This window comes from Mycobacterium gallinarum, from assembly GCF_010726765.1.
GTDB lineage: Bacteria > Actinomycetota > Actinomycetes > Mycobacteriales > Mycobacteriaceae > Mycobacterium > Mycobacterium gallinarum.
This window is the reverse complement of the sequence record NZ_AP022601.1, coordinates 3,173,455-3,190,727: the sequence shown is the minus strand read 5'-3', so window position 1 is coordinate 3,190,727 and position 17,273 is coordinate 3,173,455. Positions and strand designations below refer to the sequence as shown.

Below are 17,273 nucleotides of genomic sequence, written 5' to 3'. Positions count from 1 at the left end.
CCCTTCTCCCGCGGGGGCCGAACGTGGCCACCTGGTACACCGAGGCGCCGAGCGCAATCAGACCGCGGTGCTACCGTCGTTGTGTGGCAGGCGATTTCGAGCTGACCGCCGACGAGTTGCGTGAGGTTGCCCGCTACGTCGCAGAGTCGGCAGAAGACGTGCTGTGCCATTTCGAGCGTGTGATGCCCGACGATGATCGTGCGCGTGCGGCCATCGAGGCGGCTTGGGAGTTCATCAACGGGGCGCCGAGAAGTCGGCTGCAGCGCGTGACCGCCATGAATGCCCACCGCGCCGCACGTGCCGCTCCCACAGAGAGTGCGCGCTTGGCGGCGCAGGCCGCCGGTGACGCGGCCGCCGCCGCCTATCTGCATCCGATTGCGCAGGACCACCAGGTCGGACACATCCTTCGCGCCGCGGCGAACGCTGCCCGCATTGCCGAGATCGAGGCCGGCGACGATCCTGATGTTGGCGCCAGATTCATCGACCAGGCCGGCGACGGGGCGACGCCGACGCTGATCGCCGTTCTGCGCAGGTATCCCGTGGCGCGTACCGGCAAGAGTCGCTCGGCACAGCTCATGTCGGCGTTGGACGCCTCGCTGCGCGTGCGAGGATGCCGCCCATGACGATCGTTCTGGTGCACGGCAATCCTGAGACCGAAGCGCTTTGGGGCCCGCTCGTCTCAGCCCTGGGTCGCGAAGACGTGGTGCGGTTGTCACCGCCGGGGTTCGGCGTCCCGCTGCCCGAGGGATTCTCGGCGACCTACCTCGCGTACCGCGACTGGCTCGAGGAGCAGCTCGAAGGCATCAACGGGCCGATCGACCTCGTCGGCCACGACTTCGGCGGTATCCACGTGGTCAACGCGATGATCCATCGGCCCGAGCTCGTCCGCAGCTGGGTCAGCGACGTCGTCGGGATGTTCGACCCCGACTACGTGTGGCACGACCTGGCACAGGTGTGGCAGACGCCCGGCGAGGGCGAGGAGATGGTCGAGGCCTTCCTCGGCGGCACTGCTGAGGATCGGGCAGCCGCCTACGCCCTGGGCGGTATGCCGATCGAGGTGGGGACTGAGATCGCTGCGGGCCAGGATCCGGACCTGGGCCGGGCCATCCTGCTGGTATACCGCTCGGCGGCGCAGCCGGCATTGGCGCAAGCCGGTCGCGAGCTGGAGAACGCGGCGGCCCGACCGGGCCTATCCATTCTGGCCACCGAGGACACCTACGTCGGCTCCGCCGAAATCCGCCGTCGCGCAGCCGACCGAGCCGGCGCGCGCACCGAGGTCCTCGACGGATTGGGGCACTGGTGGATGGTGGAGGATCCCGCCCACAGCGCGGCGGTACTCAACGAGTTCTGGGGTGGCCTCGACTAGTCAGAACTCGCGCGGTTCCATGAGGGAGATCCCGAGGATCGCGGCGAGCAACCCGAAAATGGTGATCGCGGACAGTAGATCGCCCCACTGGAACGGATAGAGCTCACCGTCGATCGACAGCACCAAGACCGTCTCGATGACGCCGAACAACACGAAGAATGCCACCAGGGTGGTACGGGAAACCTTGCGATGCAACGCCGTACGCCGCAATTCGATGATCAACGTCAGCAGCAGCAACGGCAGGATCTGCGCCAGCGCGGATGCCGTCGGGCCATCCATCACCACGATCGTCACGCGTTCGCCCTGCCCATCGCTTCGGACGCTATCAAGGGACGGCAGCTACACGTGCGATCGACTGCGGTGTGTTCGCGGGAGGGCCAGAGGTAGCCCAGGCGGCCCGCGTCCAGCGATGGAGTAGCCAGGCCGACGGAACCGTCATCGCCACGGTGAGCACCACGACGACGGCCCACGATCCTGTGAAGACCGGCCAGTTCAGTACCGACGCCATCACGATCTCCATCGTGATCACGTGCAGCAGGAAGACCTCGTAGGAGATCTCGCCGAGCCAGACCACGGGAGATGCATTCAGAAGTCGTTCGAACCCGTGGCTCTCCCTGAGCACCAACGCCGAAACCGCGGCGCACGCGATGGCCGCGTACAGCGCGACTTTCACCAGGGTCTGCCACAGCGAGGTCTCCCCGGCGATGACGTCCCCGGCGATCGGCGTGGACACGATCAGATAACCGAGTACCGCGACCGCACCCGCAATGAGCAGCGATACGCGCGCTCCGATGACCTGCAGCACCGCCAGTGCCATTCCGCCCACGAAGTAGAGCAGATGCGCGGGCAGCCACATGCCTGCCGAGGTGGGCAGCCAGTCGGTCCCGTATTGGAGCGACAGCCACGCCGGTGTGATCGCGGCCAGACAACCCAGTCCTGCGAGTATTGGCCGCGGCCGCCAAGCCCCCTTGCAGAGCACCCTCAGCAGCAGCCCCGCCAGCAGCGGCAGCACCGCATAGAAGGCGAATTCGACTGCCAGACTCCAGGTCTGAGTCAAACCCTGATGCATGACGTAGAAGTAGACCGGTTCATAGATCTGGGTCAGGGTGAGGTGCTCCAGTAGACCCTTCCAGGTGTGCCCGGGATTGGGCCCGGCGTCCCGGAAGTGGTACAGCGCATACGCGATGAGGACCACGACGAAATAGGGCGGCACAATGCGACGAATGCGCCGAGATACGTAGCGGCGCAACGACGGTGTCGGTGCTCCGTCGGCAGTCGCCCGCACCCACGGTCGGAACAGCAGGAAGCCCGAAAGCACGAAGAAGATGGGGACGCCGACTTCCAAACGCGCATAAAGTGTCCCGAGATAACTATTCGATAACTGCCCGGTGCCATACGCCGCGTGGGTGCCCACGATGAGCAGCGCCGCGACCGCGCGCAGACCGGTGAGCGACGCCACTCGATCCTCGCTGCGGGACAGGAAAAGTCGTCGACTCTCCATAGGTAACTCTCAGTTCACTCTCAGATGGCGGCGGCATGCTGGTCTAATCAACTGTGCAATACCAAGATTCAGGAGCGACCAAGACGTCATGACCAACACCCCGCCGCGCGCCCCGCGACGTCCCTCCCGTCCGCCGTATGCGGATCATGCTAGGGGACAAGGGCACCCGACTGACGTCACGACAGGATCGAATCGCTCTCCCTATGACTGGCGCTACGCTGGTCAAGCGGTTATCACGCAGCCCTATGATTCGTATCACAGTGCGCGTGAGGAGATTACGGGCCCCATCGCTGTCCAGCGCAAGAGCCGCTCGCATGGTCGGGTCAAGATGATCGGTGGGGCCGTCGCTGTGGCCGTGGTGAGCGGCGGGATCGGTGCGGCGGTAGTAGCGGGTCAGTCGGACCCCGCGCCCGTCGCACAGTCCGCGGTGACTCAAGAGCCGTCCACCAGGCCCGCGGCGAGCGCGCCCGCAGGCTCGGTCGAAGAGGTCGCCGCCAAGGTGATGCCGAGTGTCGTCAAGTTGCAGATCGACACGGGTAACTCGAGTGGTGAAGGTTCGGGCATCGTCCTCACCTCGGACGGGCTGATTCTGACCAACAATCACGTGGTCTCCGAGGCTGCGTCGCGGAACGGCCGCGGCACCCGTGCCACCGTCTCCTTCTCCAACGGTCAGACGGTGCCCTTTGAGGTCGTCGGGACAGATCCGGCAGGCGACATCGCCGTGGTTCGCGCCCAAGGGGTTTCAGGACTCACGCCGATCACGATCGGATCGTCCGCCGATGTCCAGGTCGGCCAGAATGTCGTCGCCATCGGCTCGCCGCTGGGTCTGCAGGGAACAGTGACGACGGGCATCGTGAGCGCGCTGCACCGGCCGGTCTCCGCGGGCGGCGGTGGAGGCGAACAGCCGACGGTGCTCGACGCGATCCAGACCGACGCGGCCATCAACCCGGGCAACTCAGGTGGCGCACTGGTCAACATGCAGGGTGAACTGATCGGGGTCAACTCCGCGATCGCGACGCTCGGCGGCGGCCTGGAGGGGTCCGGCCCGCCGAACGGGTCGATCGGCCTCGGCTTCGCGATCCCCTCGGATCAGGCCAAGCGCATCGCCGAAGAACTGATATCGAACGGTACGGCCAGCCATGGCTCGCTGGGGGTGCAGCTCAGCAGCGACGCCGACGGTCCCGGCGCGGCCATCGCACGGGTCGTCGACGGGGGACCCGCCGCAGAGGCTGGATTGCCCGACGGCGTGGTGGTGACCAAGCTCGACGATCGGGTGATCGACGGCCCAGAGGCCCTGATCGCGGCGGTGCGGGCGAAGGCACCCGGAGACACTGTCACCCTCAGCTACGTCGACAGGTCCGGCGCGGACGGGACCGCCGAGGTCACACTCGGTCAGGCGTAGGTCGCGCGGACACTTCCTCCGAGCCGGCCCGGTTAAGGCACAATCGCGCAAGTGACACCGCCGCAACGTCCCGGTCAGCCCGATTGGCGTGACAGGCGTACGCCGCCGCCTGATCCGGCGACGCGGCGGCTCCCGCGTGCGGAGCCGCCGACCGAAAAGCTGCCGCGTGTGGAGCCGCCGACCGAAAAGCTCCCGAAAGCACGCCGATCCCCGCGCACCGCTCGAATCCGGCGGGCACCGTCGCCTGCCGACGCGAGGCCGACGCAGGTGATTCCACCGGTGGCGGCGTCACCGGCACCGTCTTCCACCGACCGCCCCCGGGGTCCGCGCCGCCGCAACCCTCAGACGGTGATCCTGACCTCCGTCATCGTGCTTGCTCTGATTGCCGGCGGACTCGCGGGTGCGGAGCTCTACGCCCGGCACCGCGCGGACACGATCCTGGTCGAGGTCGCCGAATGCGTCGTCGAGGACGGCGCCAGCGTTTCGTTCGGCGTGAACCCGCCTTTCCTGTGGCAGCACATCACCGGCGACTACACCAACATCTCGGTCACCACCGACGGCAACCGCGTGCAGAGCGCCAAGGGGATGACGGCCGAAGTCACCCTCGCTGACGTGCGGTTGCATGACTCGGGAGATTCCAAGGGAACGATCGGATCGCTCAACGCGACGCTCAGCTGGAGGTCGGCCGGTATCAAAGACACCGTGGCCGAAAACCTGCCTGGCGTAGGCAATCTCGTCACAGGCGTGCGCACCGACGCCGCGGCGGGAACAGTGATCCTGGACGCCGGCGACAACCGCGTCACCGCCAAGCCCGTCGTCACCGACGGTGACTTGAATTTGGAAGTTCTCGAGGTGACAGGCCCGCTGCCGAAGGATGGTGTGCAGGGCGCACTGGACGGATTGACGAAGAAGTTGAACGACAACTACCCGCTGGGAATCCACGCCGACAGCGTCGACGTGACCGACACCGGAGTCGTCGGAAAGTTCTCCAGCCGCAACGCGTCGATCCCCAACGAGGACGCCAACCCCTGCTTCGCGCGCCTCTAGCCCTCGCGCGGAGGATCGACGATGACCGAGATTTCCTTGCCCAGTTGGTAACCCGGCATCAGCGGTAGCTCGTCTCCGCTCCAGAACACCCCGGGGTCGAACCAGTTGTAGCTCTTCTCCGTCGACATCAATCCCATCTCCTCATAGGTGATCGCGACGGTCTCGGCGCAGTATGCAGTCTCCAGACCACCTTGCAGCTTCGCCTGCTTCTTCTTCTGGGTGGCCTCACTGACTTTACGGTGCAGGAACGGAATTCCGCGCGTGAAGTCGGCGGTGTTCACCCGGCCACGAAACCACCGGCCGGTGAGCCTCGCCGTGCTGGGAAAGGGTGTGCCGTCCATGCGGGCAACCACTTTCAGCGCGCGGTCCTCCTGCTCGCGGGTGGCTTCCGGCGTGAGCTGACGAAACCAGCAGCGCTGGTGATAGTTGTGCACCCAACGTTCGACGACCTGGCGTGCATCGTTGAGCTGAACTCCGCGGTGGTTGCCGCCGGACCACATGTCGGTGAGCTTGTCGCCGAGTTCGGCGTGCCAGATCAGCGGTGGCAAATCCTCGATGGCGATCGTCATTCCGACGTGGTTGACCGGGCTGTTGCTCATCGCCTGAATGGCGCGATCGGGTCCCGACGTGCCCCGGAACAGCCAGAGATCGCCGGTCCGGGTCTCTTCGAGCGCCTTGGCCAGCGACACGGAGCTTGGATTCACGAGAGCAGCTTAGGCAGACTCTCGGTATGCGTGGCATTTGGAAGTGGGTCGGACTGGCCGGGGTCGCCGGTGTCGTGGCGGGCGGGGCGCTGGTGGCGCGCGATCAGCGGCGGCGCAATGCGTACACACCCGAGGACATTCGCGATCGATTGCACCAGCGCGTGGCCGAAGCCGAGAGGACCGGAAGCTAGGCCGCCACGGCGTAGAGGCGGAACGTCCCGCTGAACCCCTTGAGGTTCGCGTCGCGGCCACCGTCGAACGCGAACTCGTCGTTGAGCGAGTCGCGTACCTCCTTGCTGACCAGCACCTCACCGCCTTCGGCCTCGCCGGCCACGCGGGCGGCCATCGCGACGTTGCGCCCGAACAGGTCGTCGCCGCGCCGCACGGACTTGCCCACATGAATTCCGATTCGCACCCGAATGTTCTCGGACTCTCTGCGAAGCGAGCGCTGGATATCGAGGCTGCATCGCACCGCCTGATCCGGCTGGGCGAACGCGACCATGAAACCGTCGCCCTGGCTCTTCACCACGTGGCCCGAATGCTTCGTGACGTGCCTGCGCACCATTTTGTCGTGTCTGCCGATCAACCTGACCCACGCGCGATCCCCGATGCGTTCGTTGAGTGCCGTCGACTCTTCGATGTCGGAGAACAGGATCGCGACGCGACCGCTGGGCGCCAGTCGAGCCAGGTCTGGACGTTCGACCTCGGCCCAGTCGGCGAGGTCTTCGATCGAGGACCGCACCGCGGCGCCGAATCCGTCCTTACGCAGGATGTTGGCCGTCTGCCACACCGTCTTGACGGCCTCGCGACCACCGGTGAGCAGCATGTTCCTGGTGTCGACGCGGCTGCGCAGCGCTTCGAGTTCCTCGCGGTCGCGGTTGCGCTGTACGTAGAGCACGACGAGCGCGACGGCCTCTGCCATGGCGATCGCACCGAGCACGTAGGCCGCGATCTGTGCACCCATCACAGCTCAAGTATTGGATGCTGAAGCCGTGATGTCTGGGAAGTCTGGGATGTCGGCGCAAGCCCCCTATTACGAGAGTCGCTATATCCGCGCGAACCACCCTGACCGGCCGCAGGCGCTGTGGTTGCGCGAGACGCTACTGATGCCGACGGCGGGTGATCCCGTCGCGGACGTCTGGGTGATGGTGTTCGACCCCGGCGGGTCGGGTAACCGCGCGCTCAAGGAGCCCTACGCCATCGACGCGGCCTCCTACGAGTACGACGATTGGACCGCGCGGATCGGCGCCGCGACCCTCGATGATCGGTCCGCGCAGGGCGTCGTGACCGGCGGCCCAAGTCTGATTGCCGGCTCAGCCGGCGGTCGATCGGCGCGCTGGGATCTCCGGATCACCCCCGGACTGGACGCACCGGTCAAGCTCCTCACCGAGCGTGCGTACCGGGCGCGGATCCCGACGGCGAAGACCACGGTGCGACATCCGCTTGCGCGGTTCAACGGAGCACTCGAGCTCGACGACGCCCGCGTCGTCGTCGACGACTGGACTGGAAGCGTGAACCACAATTGGGGGACCAAACACACGCCGGCGTATGCCTTCGGCCAGGTGTGCGGGTTCGACAATGCGCCGGACTCAACCCTGGAGATCGTGACGGCGCGAGCGGCGATCGGCCGGTTCCTGACGCCGGCCGCCACGCTGTTCGTATTCCGGCACGAGGGTGAGGAGTTCGCGGTCCGATCGATCCTGAGCAGTTTGCAGACGCACGCGCGTTATCGACCGTTCGCGTGGACCTTCGGTGGCCGGATCGGGGATCACATGATCGAGGGGGAGATCGTCGCCGAGCCCGAAGACGTCATCGGGCTGACGTACACCGACACCGACGGCGGGCAGAAGTACTGCTACAACTCGGCCATCGCGACGTGTCGAATCCAGGTGGCGGGCAGGGCATTTTCACGTGCGGAACTCGTCGCCTCCCAGCGTGCCATGTTCGAGATCCTCACCGACACCCGTCATGACGCGGTGCCATTGCTGGCTTAGGTGAATGCCTTCGTCACCGTCATCCCGCGGATGTGAAGCCACTGCGATTCTTCGGCCGATTTCTCGCAGTGGTTTCACACGCGCGGGGCTTGTCGGGGTGAGTCGGCACACTCACGCCATGGGGGAGTGGCCATTCATCGGCAGCGAGGCGATCGCAGGAGGACGGTTGACGCCTTACGCCCTACGAAGCCGGTTCGCTGCGATGCATCCCGACGTCTACATCGCGAAGGGTGCAGAAGTCACGGCCGTCACCCGCGCCAAAGCGGCGTGGCTGTGGTCTCGGCGTAAGGCAGTGATCGCGGGACAGTCAGCAGCTGCGCTGCACGGGGCGAAGTGGATCGACTGTCGCGGTCCTGCTCAGTTGATTTACGACAATCGACGCCCTCCACGCGGTATCCGCACTTGGGCCGACCGCTTCGACGATGACGAGATCCAACTGCTGAACGGCATGATGGTGACGACGCCTGCACGCACCGCGTTGGACATTGCCTGCCGCTACGACGTGGAGTCCGCGGTCGCCAAGATCGATGCGCTTGCCCGCGCGACGAAACTGAAGGTAGCCGACGTCGAACTGCTCATCGATCGGTATCGCGGTCGGCACGGGATCAAGAATGCGCGTGTCGCATTGGATCTCGTTGACGCGGGAGCCGAATCGCCACGCGAAACGTGGCTGAGATTGCTGCTCATCCGGGCGGGGTTTCCCAGACCCCAGACCCAGGTACCGGTGTACAACGAGTACGGCGTGCTGGTGGCGATTTTGGACTTGGGCTGGGAGGACATCAGGGTAGGTGCCGACTACGAAGGTAAGCACCACTGGAATAGCCGCAGTCAGATCGACCACGACATCAGGCGTTTCGAAGACATCGGCGAATCGGGCTGGATCGACATCCGAGTGACGGCACGGGACACCGAGGCTGGTGTCATCCGTCGTATCGCTGCCGCTCGAGCGCGCGGAGAGTGCAGAACTACCGGCTAGAAGCCTTCGGTCAGCACCCGGTCCAGTGTGTCGACGTAGAAGTCGGCGCCCTCGATGTCAATGCACAACGGCGGCTTGGTCTTCAGGATGTTCAGATGATCGCCCGTCGGCTGGATGATCACGCCGAGTTCGAGCATGCGGTCGCAGATCGCGGCGGTCTCTTCGGTCGCGGGCTCGAGGGTATGCGCATCGCGGACCATCTCGACGCCGAGGTACAGCCCGATCCCGTGCACGGTGCCGATGATGGGATGCCGCTGCTGCAGCGCCTGCAGCCCGGCCTTGAGATGCGCGCCGACGTGAGAGGCGTTCTGCTGCAGCGCCTCTTCCTCCAGTACGTCGAGCACCGTGATGCCAATCGCGCACGACAGGGGGCTACCGCCGGTCGACGAGAAGAAGTAGCCCTGCGACGCGAACCTGTCCGCGACTTCGCGACTGGTGATCACCGCCCCGAGCGGGTAGCCGTTGCCCGTCGACTTGGCGATCGACACGATGTCGGGCACGGCCCCCTGCTGCTGAAAACCCCAAAACCATTCGCCGAGACGGCCATATCCGACCTGCACCTCGTCGGAGATCGCGAGCCCACCGCCCGCCCGCACGGCCGCATACACCTGTTGCAGATAGCCGTCAGGCAGCGCCATTCCGCCCGCATTGCCGTACACGCTTTCGCAGATGAACCCTGCGGGCGCGCGGCCGGCGGCGATCAGTTCGTTGATCTGTCGCACCGCCTCATCGGTGTACCGCACCGCGTCGGCCCCGCGATACTTGCCACGGAAGCTGTTGGGCGATTCGACCGTGTGCACCCACTCCGGCCGGGTCGCGAGCGCGTTCGGGTTGTCGGCGATCGAGGTCGACACCGCGTCGGTGCCGTACGTCCAGCCGTGGTAGGCCTCCCTGACCGCGACCACATCGCGGCGGCCGGTCGCCGCCGTCGCCAGCCTGATCGCCAGATCACTTGCTTCCGAACCGGAGTTGACCAGGAAGACCGTGTCCAGCGGGTCGGGCAGAGTCGCGGCCAGCCGCTCACTGAACTCGACCACCGCCTCGTAGTTGAACCGTGAGTTCGTGTTCAGCTTCCGCAGCTGACGGGCGGCGGTGGCGGCGACGCGGGGGTGTGCGTGGCCGAGCACGGTCACGTTGTTGACCATGTCGAGATAGCAGCGGCCCCGGGTCGACAGCAGGTAGTTGCGCCATCCGCGCTCGATCTGCGGGGGCGTGCGGTAGTAGTGCTCCTGCACCTGCGCGAAACTGGCCTCCCGACGCGTCAGCAGATCCGGCGCCGCCGCCACCTCCGTCGGGCCCAGCCCGAGCAGGGGACGTGGATCCCGGGTCAGCGCAAGCCATCCCGGCGCCAGCTCTGCGGTCGTGAACTGCGGCGCCGCAGGTGCACCTGTCGGCCGCACCGATACCTGCACCCAGCGTTGCGCCGACGCCTCCGCCAGGGTTTCGCCGGCGCGCAGGCTGCCCGACCCCACCGGACGCACCCCGGCGAGCATCAGCTCGTAACCGGAGCCCTGAAAGGTGATGCCATCGGCGGACGCGTCGGCGACGACACCATCCCACGGGGCGCGCAGCGCGATGTCCGATGCCGGCCACATACTGACGCCGGTTGGTACGACGGCCGGGCTGTCCTGGCTCAACTTCGGCGCCCGGTTCAGCCTTGGCTGACCATAAACGGTCACCACCAGGTCGGCGCCGTCCCGAACGGCGGCGCGCGCCTGCGAATCCTCGAGATCTGCTGTGAGCCAGCCGCCGTCGTCGTAGCTGTCAGCCGTCGTGGACAGGTCGAGTGTCACCGCCGCGGCGTCGACGAGCGGCGTCGTCACCTCGATCGCCACAGGTGTCCGGCTCAACCCGAGGTCGGCTTTGACGATCTCGGTCATGACGTCCATCGGCACCGAGACGGCCTGCTCGAACATGCGCCATTCGCCGTCGGACTGCTCGGTCACGTAGTCGTTGTCGGGGTCGAGCGCCGCCTGCTGTGCACCGCTGACGATCAACACAGCGGTGCGCAACACCAACAAGGGCCACAGCGCGTCCGCTTCGATTGCGGTGAGTGGGCGAATGTCGTTGAACGCGCGGATCGCCGGCAGCACCGACGTCGGATCGCTGCCCGCATGCCCCAGCACACACGACGCCGTTATCGCGAGCTCGGCGACCGCCCAGCTGTCGGTCAGGTCGCCGAAGTCGATGACTCCGTCGGCGTGGGCGCCCGACACCACCATGTTGGCATCGGTGAGATCCAGATGGACCGCCTGCCGCGGCAGGTCATCGGCCAGTGGCGCGATGCGCGACCACGCCTGCCGCGCCGCCGTCTCGAGTGCGGTCCGGTGTCCGGTGTCCGATACGTGCGAAATCAGTTCGGCGACAACGTCGGCGCCGTGCCGTAGATCCCATTGCAGGATTCGGTCCAGGCCGGGATGGGTGAAACCGGCGAGCGCACGGCTCACCCGGCCCGCCACCTCGCCGAGGCCGGCGACCGCTGTCGGCGACAGGTAGCCCGACTGCAGCAGGGTGCCGCCGGGAAGGTACTGCAGCAGCCGGACGTAGGCAGGTCCGTCGACCAAACCCATGATGGTCGTACACTTCTCGCCGGCGATGTTCGGCAGTGGGACCGCGACGCGTAAACCGGGTTCGCTCGAGGCGATCAGATCGGCCGCGAGGTCCTGAGCCTGCAGCTCGGTGGCGTTGAAGGCGGGGTTGGCGACCTTCAGCACACCGGCGATCGTCCCGTCTTCAGAAATGACGGTGAAGTTCCGGTCTTGCTGGCTGCCAAGGGATTCGGCGCTGGCCGACAGTCCGTAGTGCTCACGCAGGATCTGCTCGGCCTGCTCCTCGCTCACCTGCGGCGCGGGCAACCCCGGCTCTTCGAGGAAATTGAAGCCGACGGTGCGGCGATCTCCGGTCACTTGCAGACGAACTGAACAACGACTTCGGAGAAGGCATCGTTGTCGTCTCCGGCTGCGGTGTGCCCGGCGTCCGACAATTCGACGAACTCGGCGCGGGGTACCTTCTCCAGAAAGTCTTTGACACCTTCGGAACTGACCACGTCGGAAAGCTTGCCCCGGATGAGCAGGATCGGGATCGTCGACTCCACAACCGCGCGCTCGAGCTTCTCCACCCGGACGAACGGGTCGTCCATCGGTGCGGTGAGGAACGCCGGATCCCAGTGCCAGTACCACCGCCCGTCACGCAAACGCAGATTCTTCTTCAAACCCTCGGGGCTGCGCGGCTTCGTCCGGTAGGGGAGATATGCGGCGACCGCGTCGGCCGCCGCGTCGAGCGACTCGAAGCCCTCGATGCCGCTCGACATGAACTCGCGAATGCGCGCGCTGCCGTCCTTCTCGTAGCGCGGCACCACGTCGACGAGTACGAGTTTGGTCACCCGCTGCGGTCCGGCGGCGTGTGCGACCAGCATTCCGGTCATTCCGCCCATGCTTGCGCCGATCAGGATGACCGGACGGCCGATCTGGTCGATGACGGCCAGGGTGTCGTTACACAGCGCATCGATCGTGTAATTGGCATCAGGTGCGCGGTCGCTATCGCCGTGTCCACGACTGTCCAGAGCGACGACGTGCAGCCCGTGGTCGGCCAGGATCTGCCCGGTGCCCTTCCACGAGAAGCGGTTCTGGCCGCCGCCGTGGAGCAACAGCACCGTCGGCCGATCCTGCGCGGACGGTGCCCCGCGGTTCCACTCGTCGGCGACCAGGGTGATGTCGGCGTCGACGCCGGCTACCCGGAACTTCACCGTTTGCGGCTCACTGCGTGTGGCATCCAACCGACTTCCTCTCCGCCGATCCGGAGCCTCACGTTACCGAGGCAGAATTTGCGTGTAACTTCGGCCCGGCTGGCGAACGGCCTTCCTATGATTTGCGACGTGCAGCCAGAAACCGCCGAGGGTGATGACCGTGGTTGCATCATCGATGCTGCATATACCTGCCTGTCAGAGCCCCATTCCGGCGCGATCCCGATCGCGGCGATCCTGCAGCGCGCGGGTGTGTCGACGCGGGCGTTCTACCGCCACTTCGAATCCAAGGACGAATTGTTCCTGGCGATGCTGCGCCAGGAGACCGACTTGTTGGCTGAGCGCCTGGACCGCATCTGTGCCGAAGTCCCCGGCGGCCCGGCGGATCAGGTCAGGGCCTGGATATCCGGCATGTTCGGATTGATTCACGACGACCAGACCCGAATGCACTTCTCGGTAATCGATTCCGACGAAGTGCGCGCCGCGAAGGGATACCGCGAGACGCGCGAGCAAGCCCACGCTGACCGCGAGCGCTCGCTGGTCGGGATCCTGCGCCGCGGCCGCGACGACGGGACCTTCCCGCTCACGAATCCCGAGCAGGACGCGATCGCCATCAGCGCAGTGGTCAGCAGGGTGATGCTCAGCCAGCACTACGAGGACAGGGAAGGTGTGCAGCGGGCGCAGAACCGGGTCCTGGACTTCGCGTTACGTGCCCTGGGCGCCACCCCGCGATGAGTTTTGATTGCGCCGGAAGTCGGTTCTGACATGCCTTCCATTACGCCAAGCCTGTGGTTCGACAACAATCTCGAGGAAGCCGCGGCGTTCTATACCGCAATCTTCCCCAACTCCTCGATCGAGGGGTTCGAGCACTACACCGACGCCGGCCCGGGTACGCCCGGTGAGGTCGCGTGGGGCACATTCTCGCTGGACGGGCAACGTTTCATCGGCATCAATGGCGGTCCGCAGTTCCCGTTTTCCGAGGCGGTGTCCTTCGAAATCCGCTGCAAGGACCAGGCGGAGGTCGACTATTACTGGGAGCGGTTGCTCGACGGGGGCGAGGAGTCGCAGTGCGGCTGGCTCAAGGATCGATTCGGCCTGAGCTGGCAGGTTGTGCCCGACCGGCTCTATGAGCTGCTTGCCGACCCGGACCCCGCACGCGCCGCTGCGGCAAACAAAGCGATGCTCGGAATGCGCAAGATCGTCATCGCCGAATTGGAGGAAGCAGTCCGTATTTGACGGTTACTGCATCTAAATAGCATCTCGGAAGTAGCCTTTCGTATGGCTTTCGGCGGGGTGCGACGTCAGTGTCACGGTCCAGATGGCGTGATTCAAATCCGTGATGCTACGGTCACCCGCGTCCCATCGCGCTGCCCAGATTCACAGCACTTGTGGGGGCAGGGGATCGGTTCAGGCGGAAGGAAGTAGCACGTGGTCGCTTCCGACGTCCTCGTCAAGCCGGTCCGCGCAGTCGGCGGTTTCTACGGGATGGCGCTCGACACGTTCGTCGCGATGGTCAGGCCGCCGTTCGCATGGCGCGAATTCATCACCCAAGCCTGGTTCGTCGCGCGGGTGTCGATCGTGCCGACCTTGATGTTGACGATCCCCTACACCGTGCTGCTGACGTTCACCTTCAACATTCTGCTCAGGGAGTTCGGTGCGGCCGACTTCTCGGGAACCGGTGCCGCGCTCGGCACGGTGCGGCAGATCGGTCCGATCGTGACGGTGCTGGTTGTCGCGGGCGCGGGCGCCACGGCCATGTGCGCCGACCTCGGTGCCAGGACCATTCGTGAGGAACTCGACGCGCTGCGGGTGATGGGCGTCGATCCGATCCAGGCGCTCGTGGTACCGCGCGTGCTGGCCGCGACCCTGGTGTCGCTGGCACTGTCCGCGACGGTGATCCTCGTCGGCCTCGCGGGCGCCTACTTCTTCTGCATCTACATCCAGAACGTGTCACCCGGTGCGTTCGCTGCGGGCCTGACGCTGATCATCGGCGCGCTCGACGTCACCATCGCGCTGATCAAGGCGGCCTTGTTCGGGCTCTCGGCCGGTCTGATCGCCTGCTACAAAGGCATATCCGTGGGCGGCGGCCCGGCGGGCGTCGGCAACGCGGTCAACGAGACCGTTGTCTTCACTTTCATGGCGCTGTTCGCGATCAACGTCGTCGCGACCGCGGTGGCAGTGCGGGTGACGATGTGAGCAGCGCACCTGTGGAACGGACCCGCCGGCCGATCGACCGGCGGTTCCCTCGCTTGGCGAAGCGGCTCGACGGTTATGCCGGAGCGTGGAATCACGTCGGCATGCAGACGAAGTTCTACGGCAAGACGCTGCGCAGCATCCCGTACGTGTTCACCAACTACCGGATCGAGCTGATGCGCATCATCGCTCAGATGGGCCTGGGCACAGGCGCTCTGGTGGTGATCGGCGGAACGGTCGCGATCGTCGGCTTTCTCACGGTGACCACCGGCGCCCTGGTGGCGGTGCAGGGCTATACCGACTTCTCCGAGATCGGCGTCGAGGCGTTGACGGGGTTCGCGTCGGCGTTCTTCAATGTCCGCCTCATCGCACCGGCGACCACGGCGATCGCACTGGCGGCCACCATCGGCGCCGGCGCCACGGCGCAACTGGGCGCCATGCGGATCAACGAGGAGATCGACGCGCTCGAGGTGATGGGAATCCGCAGCATCGCGTACCTCGCGTCCACCCGCGTTATTGCGGGCCTCGTGGTCGTGATCCCGCTGTACTGCGTCGGCGTGCTCGCCTCGTTCTGGGCCGCACGATTCGGCACCACCGTGATCTACGGCCAGTCGACCGGTGTGTACGACCACTACTTCCGCACATTCCTGAATCCGACGGACCTGGTGTGGTCGTTCGTTCAGAGCATCGCGATGGCCGTGGTGATCATGTTGATTCATACCTATTACGGCTTCTCGGCAAGCGGCGGACCGGCGGGCGTGGGGGAGGCTGTGGGACGTGCGGTGCGCACCTCGCTGATCGTCGCGGCTTTCGTGGTGATGATGATCTCGCTCGCGGTGTACGGGCAAACCGGCAACTTCAATCTGGCTGGATGACGCGATGGCTGACGCGAGGGACGACGAGGGGTTGCACCCGGCTTGGTGGACGCTGTTCTTGGTGCTGCTGGTGATTGGCGCCATCTGGTTGACGGCGGCGTTGTTCACGGGTTCGCTGGAGAAGTTCGTGCCGGTCACGCTGACGTCCGAGCGGTCCGGTCTGGTGATGGAAACCGACGCCAAGGTCAAGCTGCGCGGTGTTCAGGTCGGGCGGGTCGCCGCAATCGAGGGCGGCAGCGAACCGGTCAAGCTCAAGCTCGAGATCTACCCGGATCAACTCCAGTACATTCCGGCCAACGTCGAGGCGCAGATCCGCGCCACCACGGTGTTCGGCGCCAAGTTCGTGGATCTCGTCTATCCGAGCGATCCCAGCTCGGAACGGCTGAGGGCCGGCCAGGTGCTGGTGTCGCGCAACGTCAGCGTCGAGGTCAACACGGTGTTCGAGAACGTCGTCGGCGTGCTCGACCAGATCGACCCGGCCAAGCTCAACAGCGTGCTGTCGGCGCTCGCCGAAGGTGTCCGCGGCAAGGGCGAGCGGATCGGGGAGGCGACCACCGACGCCAATCAGGTCCTTCTCGCACTGAACCCGCGCAGCGAGACCATCCGCGCCGACTGGCAGTCGATCAAGAACTTCAGCGACACCTATAGCGTTGCGGCACAAGACATTCTCGCGACGCTCAACGCAGCCAGCACCACCAGCGAGACCGTCACCAGGAATGCGGACGCCTTGGATGCATTGCTGCTCAGCACAATCGGGCTCTCCAACAGCGGTATCGCGCTGCTCGCGCCGAGTCAGGCGAATCTGATCAAGGCCATCAACGTGCTCGAGCCGACGACCAACCTGCTGTACAAGTACAACCCCTCCTACACCTGCTTGCTGTTGGGTGCCAAGCATCTACTGGACCACGGCGGGTACGAAGCGCCGGGCGGCAATGGGCGATCGATCGTCCTCGACGCCGGTCTGGCCCTCGGGGATGACCCGTACAGCTTCCCGCGGCACCTGCCGATCGTCGGCGCCAAGGGCGGTCCCGGGGGCAAGCCGGGTTGCGGGTCGCTGCCCGACGTCAAGGAGAACTGGCCCGTCCGCCAGCTCGTGACGAACACCGGCTTCGGAACCGGAGTCGACTGGCGACCCAACCCCGGCATCGGCTTCCCCGGCTACGTCAACTACCTGCCGACCACTCGTGCGGTGCCCGAGCCGCCGAGCATCCGAAACCTGTTCGGCGGCCCCGCGATCGGTCCGGTCCCGTATCCGGGCGCCCCCGCGTACGGTGCGCCGCTGTACGCGCCGGACGGAACGCCGCTGTGGCCGGGCCTGCCGCCGGCCCCGCCACCGGGAGCGCCGAAGGATCCGGGTCCGCGGCCGGGGTCTGAGCCCTTCGTGGTGCAGGCGCCCGCCTTCCAACAACCGACACCGTTGCCACCGGTTCCGCTGCCGCACTTCGCGGCACCAGGACCGTGACCGCCCGACAC

Annotated in this window: 18 protein-coding genes; 12 read left to right on the top strand and 6 right to left on the bottom strand. The window is 65.9% G+C overall.

All coding sequences use genetic code 11. The features are described from left to right. Positions 1-83 precede the first annotated feature (83 nt). Together G6N42_RS15475 and G6N42_RS15470 are read left to right on the top strand one after the other, a co-directional pair. The gene (locus G6N42_RS15475) at positions 84-623 is read left to right on the top strand and encodes a putative immunity protein (RefSeq protein WP_163730372.1); all 540 of its coding nucleotides are present in this window, start codon (positions 84-86) and stop codon (positions 621-623) included. Then, complete coding sequence (locus tag G6N42_RS15470) at positions 620-1,366, top strand: alpha/beta fold hydrolase (protein ID WP_163730371.1); 747 nt, start codon at positions 620-622, stop codon at positions 1,364-1,366. Before G6N42_RS15475 ends, G6N42_RS15470 begins: the two co-directional genes overlap by 4 nt. On the opposite strand, the gene G6N42_RS15465 is transcribed toward G6N42_RS15470, so the two are convergent. Further along, the gene (locus G6N42_RS15465; RefSeq protein ID WP_174262090.1) at positions 1,367-1,660 is read right to left on the bottom strand and encodes a hypothetical protein; all 294 of its coding nucleotides are present in this window, start codon (positions 1,658-1,660) and stop codon (positions 1,367-1,369) included. A gap of 31 nt (positions 1,661-1,691) precedes the next feature. After that, complete coding sequence (locus tag G6N42_RS15460) at positions 1,692-2,867, bottom strand: acyltransferase family protein (protein ID WP_163730370.1); 1,176 nt, start codon at positions 2,865-2,867, stop codon at positions 1,692-1,694. A gap of 88 nt (positions 2,868-2,955) precedes the next feature. Between G6N42_RS15460 and G6N42_RS15455 the strand changes: the two genes are divergently transcribed. Both G6N42_RS15455 and G6N42_RS15450 read left to right on the top strand, forming a co-directional pair. Beyond that, positions 2,956-4,269 (top strand): S1C family serine protease, encoded by a 1,314-nt coding sequence (locus G6N42_RS15455; protein ID WP_163730369.1) that lies wholly within the window; start codon positions 2,956-2,958, stop codon positions 4,267-4,269. A 51-nt stretch (positions 4,270-4,320) separates the two neighbouring features. Further along, positions 4,321-5,316 (top strand): LmeA family phospholipid-binding protein, encoded by a 996-nt coding sequence (locus tag G6N42_RS15450; protein WP_232076153.1) that lies wholly within the window; start codon positions 4,321-4,323, stop codon positions 5,314-5,316. Here G6N42_RS15450 and G6N42_RS15445 read toward each other — a convergent pair. Next, complete coding sequence (locus tag G6N42_RS15445; RefSeq protein ID WP_163737625.1) at positions 5,313-6,005, bottom strand: guanylate cyclase; 693 nt, start codon at positions 6,003-6,005, stop codon at positions 5,313-5,315. The genes G6N42_RS15450 and G6N42_RS15445 overlap by 4 nt on opposite strands. 41 nt (positions 6,006-6,046) lie before the next feature. On the opposite strand from G6N42_RS15445, the gene G6N42_RS30960 reads away from it, so the two are divergent. Continuing rightward, positions 6,047-6,211 (top strand): hypothetical protein, encoded by a 165-nt coding sequence (locus G6N42_RS30960; RefSeq protein ID WP_174262089.1) that lies wholly within the window; start codon positions 6,047-6,049, stop codon positions 6,209-6,211. On the opposite strand, the gene G6N42_RS15440 is transcribed toward G6N42_RS30960, so the two are convergent. Then, a complete protein-coding gene (locus G6N42_RS15440) occupies positions 6,208-6,984 on the bottom strand; it encodes an adenylate/guanylate cyclase domain-containing protein (protein ID WP_163737623.1) in 777 nt (258 codons plus the stop codon). The two genes, G6N42_RS30960 and G6N42_RS15440, sit on opposite strands and share 4 nt — an antisense overlap. A gap of 31 nt (positions 6,985-7,015) precedes the next feature. Here G6N42_RS15440 and G6N42_RS15435 point away from each other — a divergent pair, with 31 nt between their 5' ends. Together G6N42_RS15435 and G6N42_RS15430 are read left to right on the top strand one after the other, a co-directional pair. Further along, entirely contained in the window at positions 7,016-8,014 is a 999-nt protein-coding gene (locus G6N42_RS15435) for a hypothetical protein (RefSeq protein WP_163730368.1), read from the top strand. A gap of 118 nt (positions 8,015-8,132) precedes the next feature. After that, a complete protein-coding gene (locus G6N42_RS15430; protein WP_163730367.1) occupies positions 8,133-8,990 on the top strand; it encodes a type IV toxin-antitoxin system AbiEi family antitoxin in 858 nt (285 codons plus the stop codon). Here the strand turns inward: G6N42_RS15430 and G6N42_RS15425 are convergent. Beyond that, positions 8,987-11,896 carry an aminotransferase gene (locus G6N42_RS15425; RefSeq protein WP_163730366.1) on the bottom strand — a complete coding sequence of 970 codons (2,910 nt, stop codon included), beginning with the start codon at positions 11,894-11,896 and terminating at the stop codon, positions 8,987-8,989. The genes G6N42_RS15430 and G6N42_RS15425 overlap by 4 nt on opposite strands. After that, positions 11,893-12,765, bottom strand: coding sequence for an alpha/beta fold hydrolase (locus G6N42_RS15420; RefSeq protein ID WP_163730365.1), 873 nt, complete (start codon positions 12,763-12,765; stop codon positions 11,893-11,895). Before G6N42_RS15420 ends, G6N42_RS15425 begins: the two co-directional genes overlap by 4 nt. Before the next feature lie 99 nt (positions 12,766-12,864). Here G6N42_RS15420 and G6N42_RS15415 point away from each other — a divergent pair, with 99 nt between their 5' ends. The 5 genes from G6N42_RS15415 to G6N42_RS15395 all read left to right on the top strand — a co-directional run bounded on the left by G6N42_RS15415 (position 12,865) and on the right by G6N42_RS15395 (position 17,262). After that, the gene (locus tag G6N42_RS15415) at positions 12,865-13,467 is read left to right on the top strand and encodes a TetR/AcrR family transcriptional regulator (protein WP_232076152.1); all 603 of its coding nucleotides are present in this window, start codon (positions 12,865-12,867) and stop codon (positions 13,465-13,467) included. A 30-nt stretch (positions 13,468-13,497) separates the two neighbouring features. After that, positions 13,498-13,968 carry a VOC family protein gene (locus G6N42_RS15410; protein ID WP_163730363.1) on the top strand — a complete coding sequence of 157 codons (471 nt, stop codon included), beginning with the start codon at positions 13,498-13,500 and terminating at the stop codon, positions 13,966-13,968. Between the two features lie 192 nt (positions 13,969-14,160). Further along, a complete protein-coding gene (locus G6N42_RS15405; RefSeq protein WP_163730362.1) occupies positions 14,161-14,928 on the top strand; it encodes an MlaE family ABC transporter permease in 768 nt (255 codons plus the stop codon). Positions 14,929-15,029: 101 nt separating this feature from the next. Then, positions 15,030-15,800 carry an ABC transporter permease gene (locus G6N42_RS15400; protein WP_410506664.1) on the top strand — a complete coding sequence of 257 codons (771 nt, stop codon included), beginning with the start codon at positions 15,030-15,032 and terminating at the stop codon, positions 15,798-15,800. A gap of 4 nt (positions 15,801-15,804) precedes the next feature. Continuing rightward, positions 15,805-17,262 (top strand): MCE family protein, encoded by a 1,458-nt coding sequence (locus tag G6N42_RS15395; protein ID WP_163730361.1) that lies wholly within the window; start codon positions 15,805-15,807, stop codon positions 17,260-17,262. The last annotated feature ends 11 nt before the right edge of the window (positions 17,263-17,273 follow it).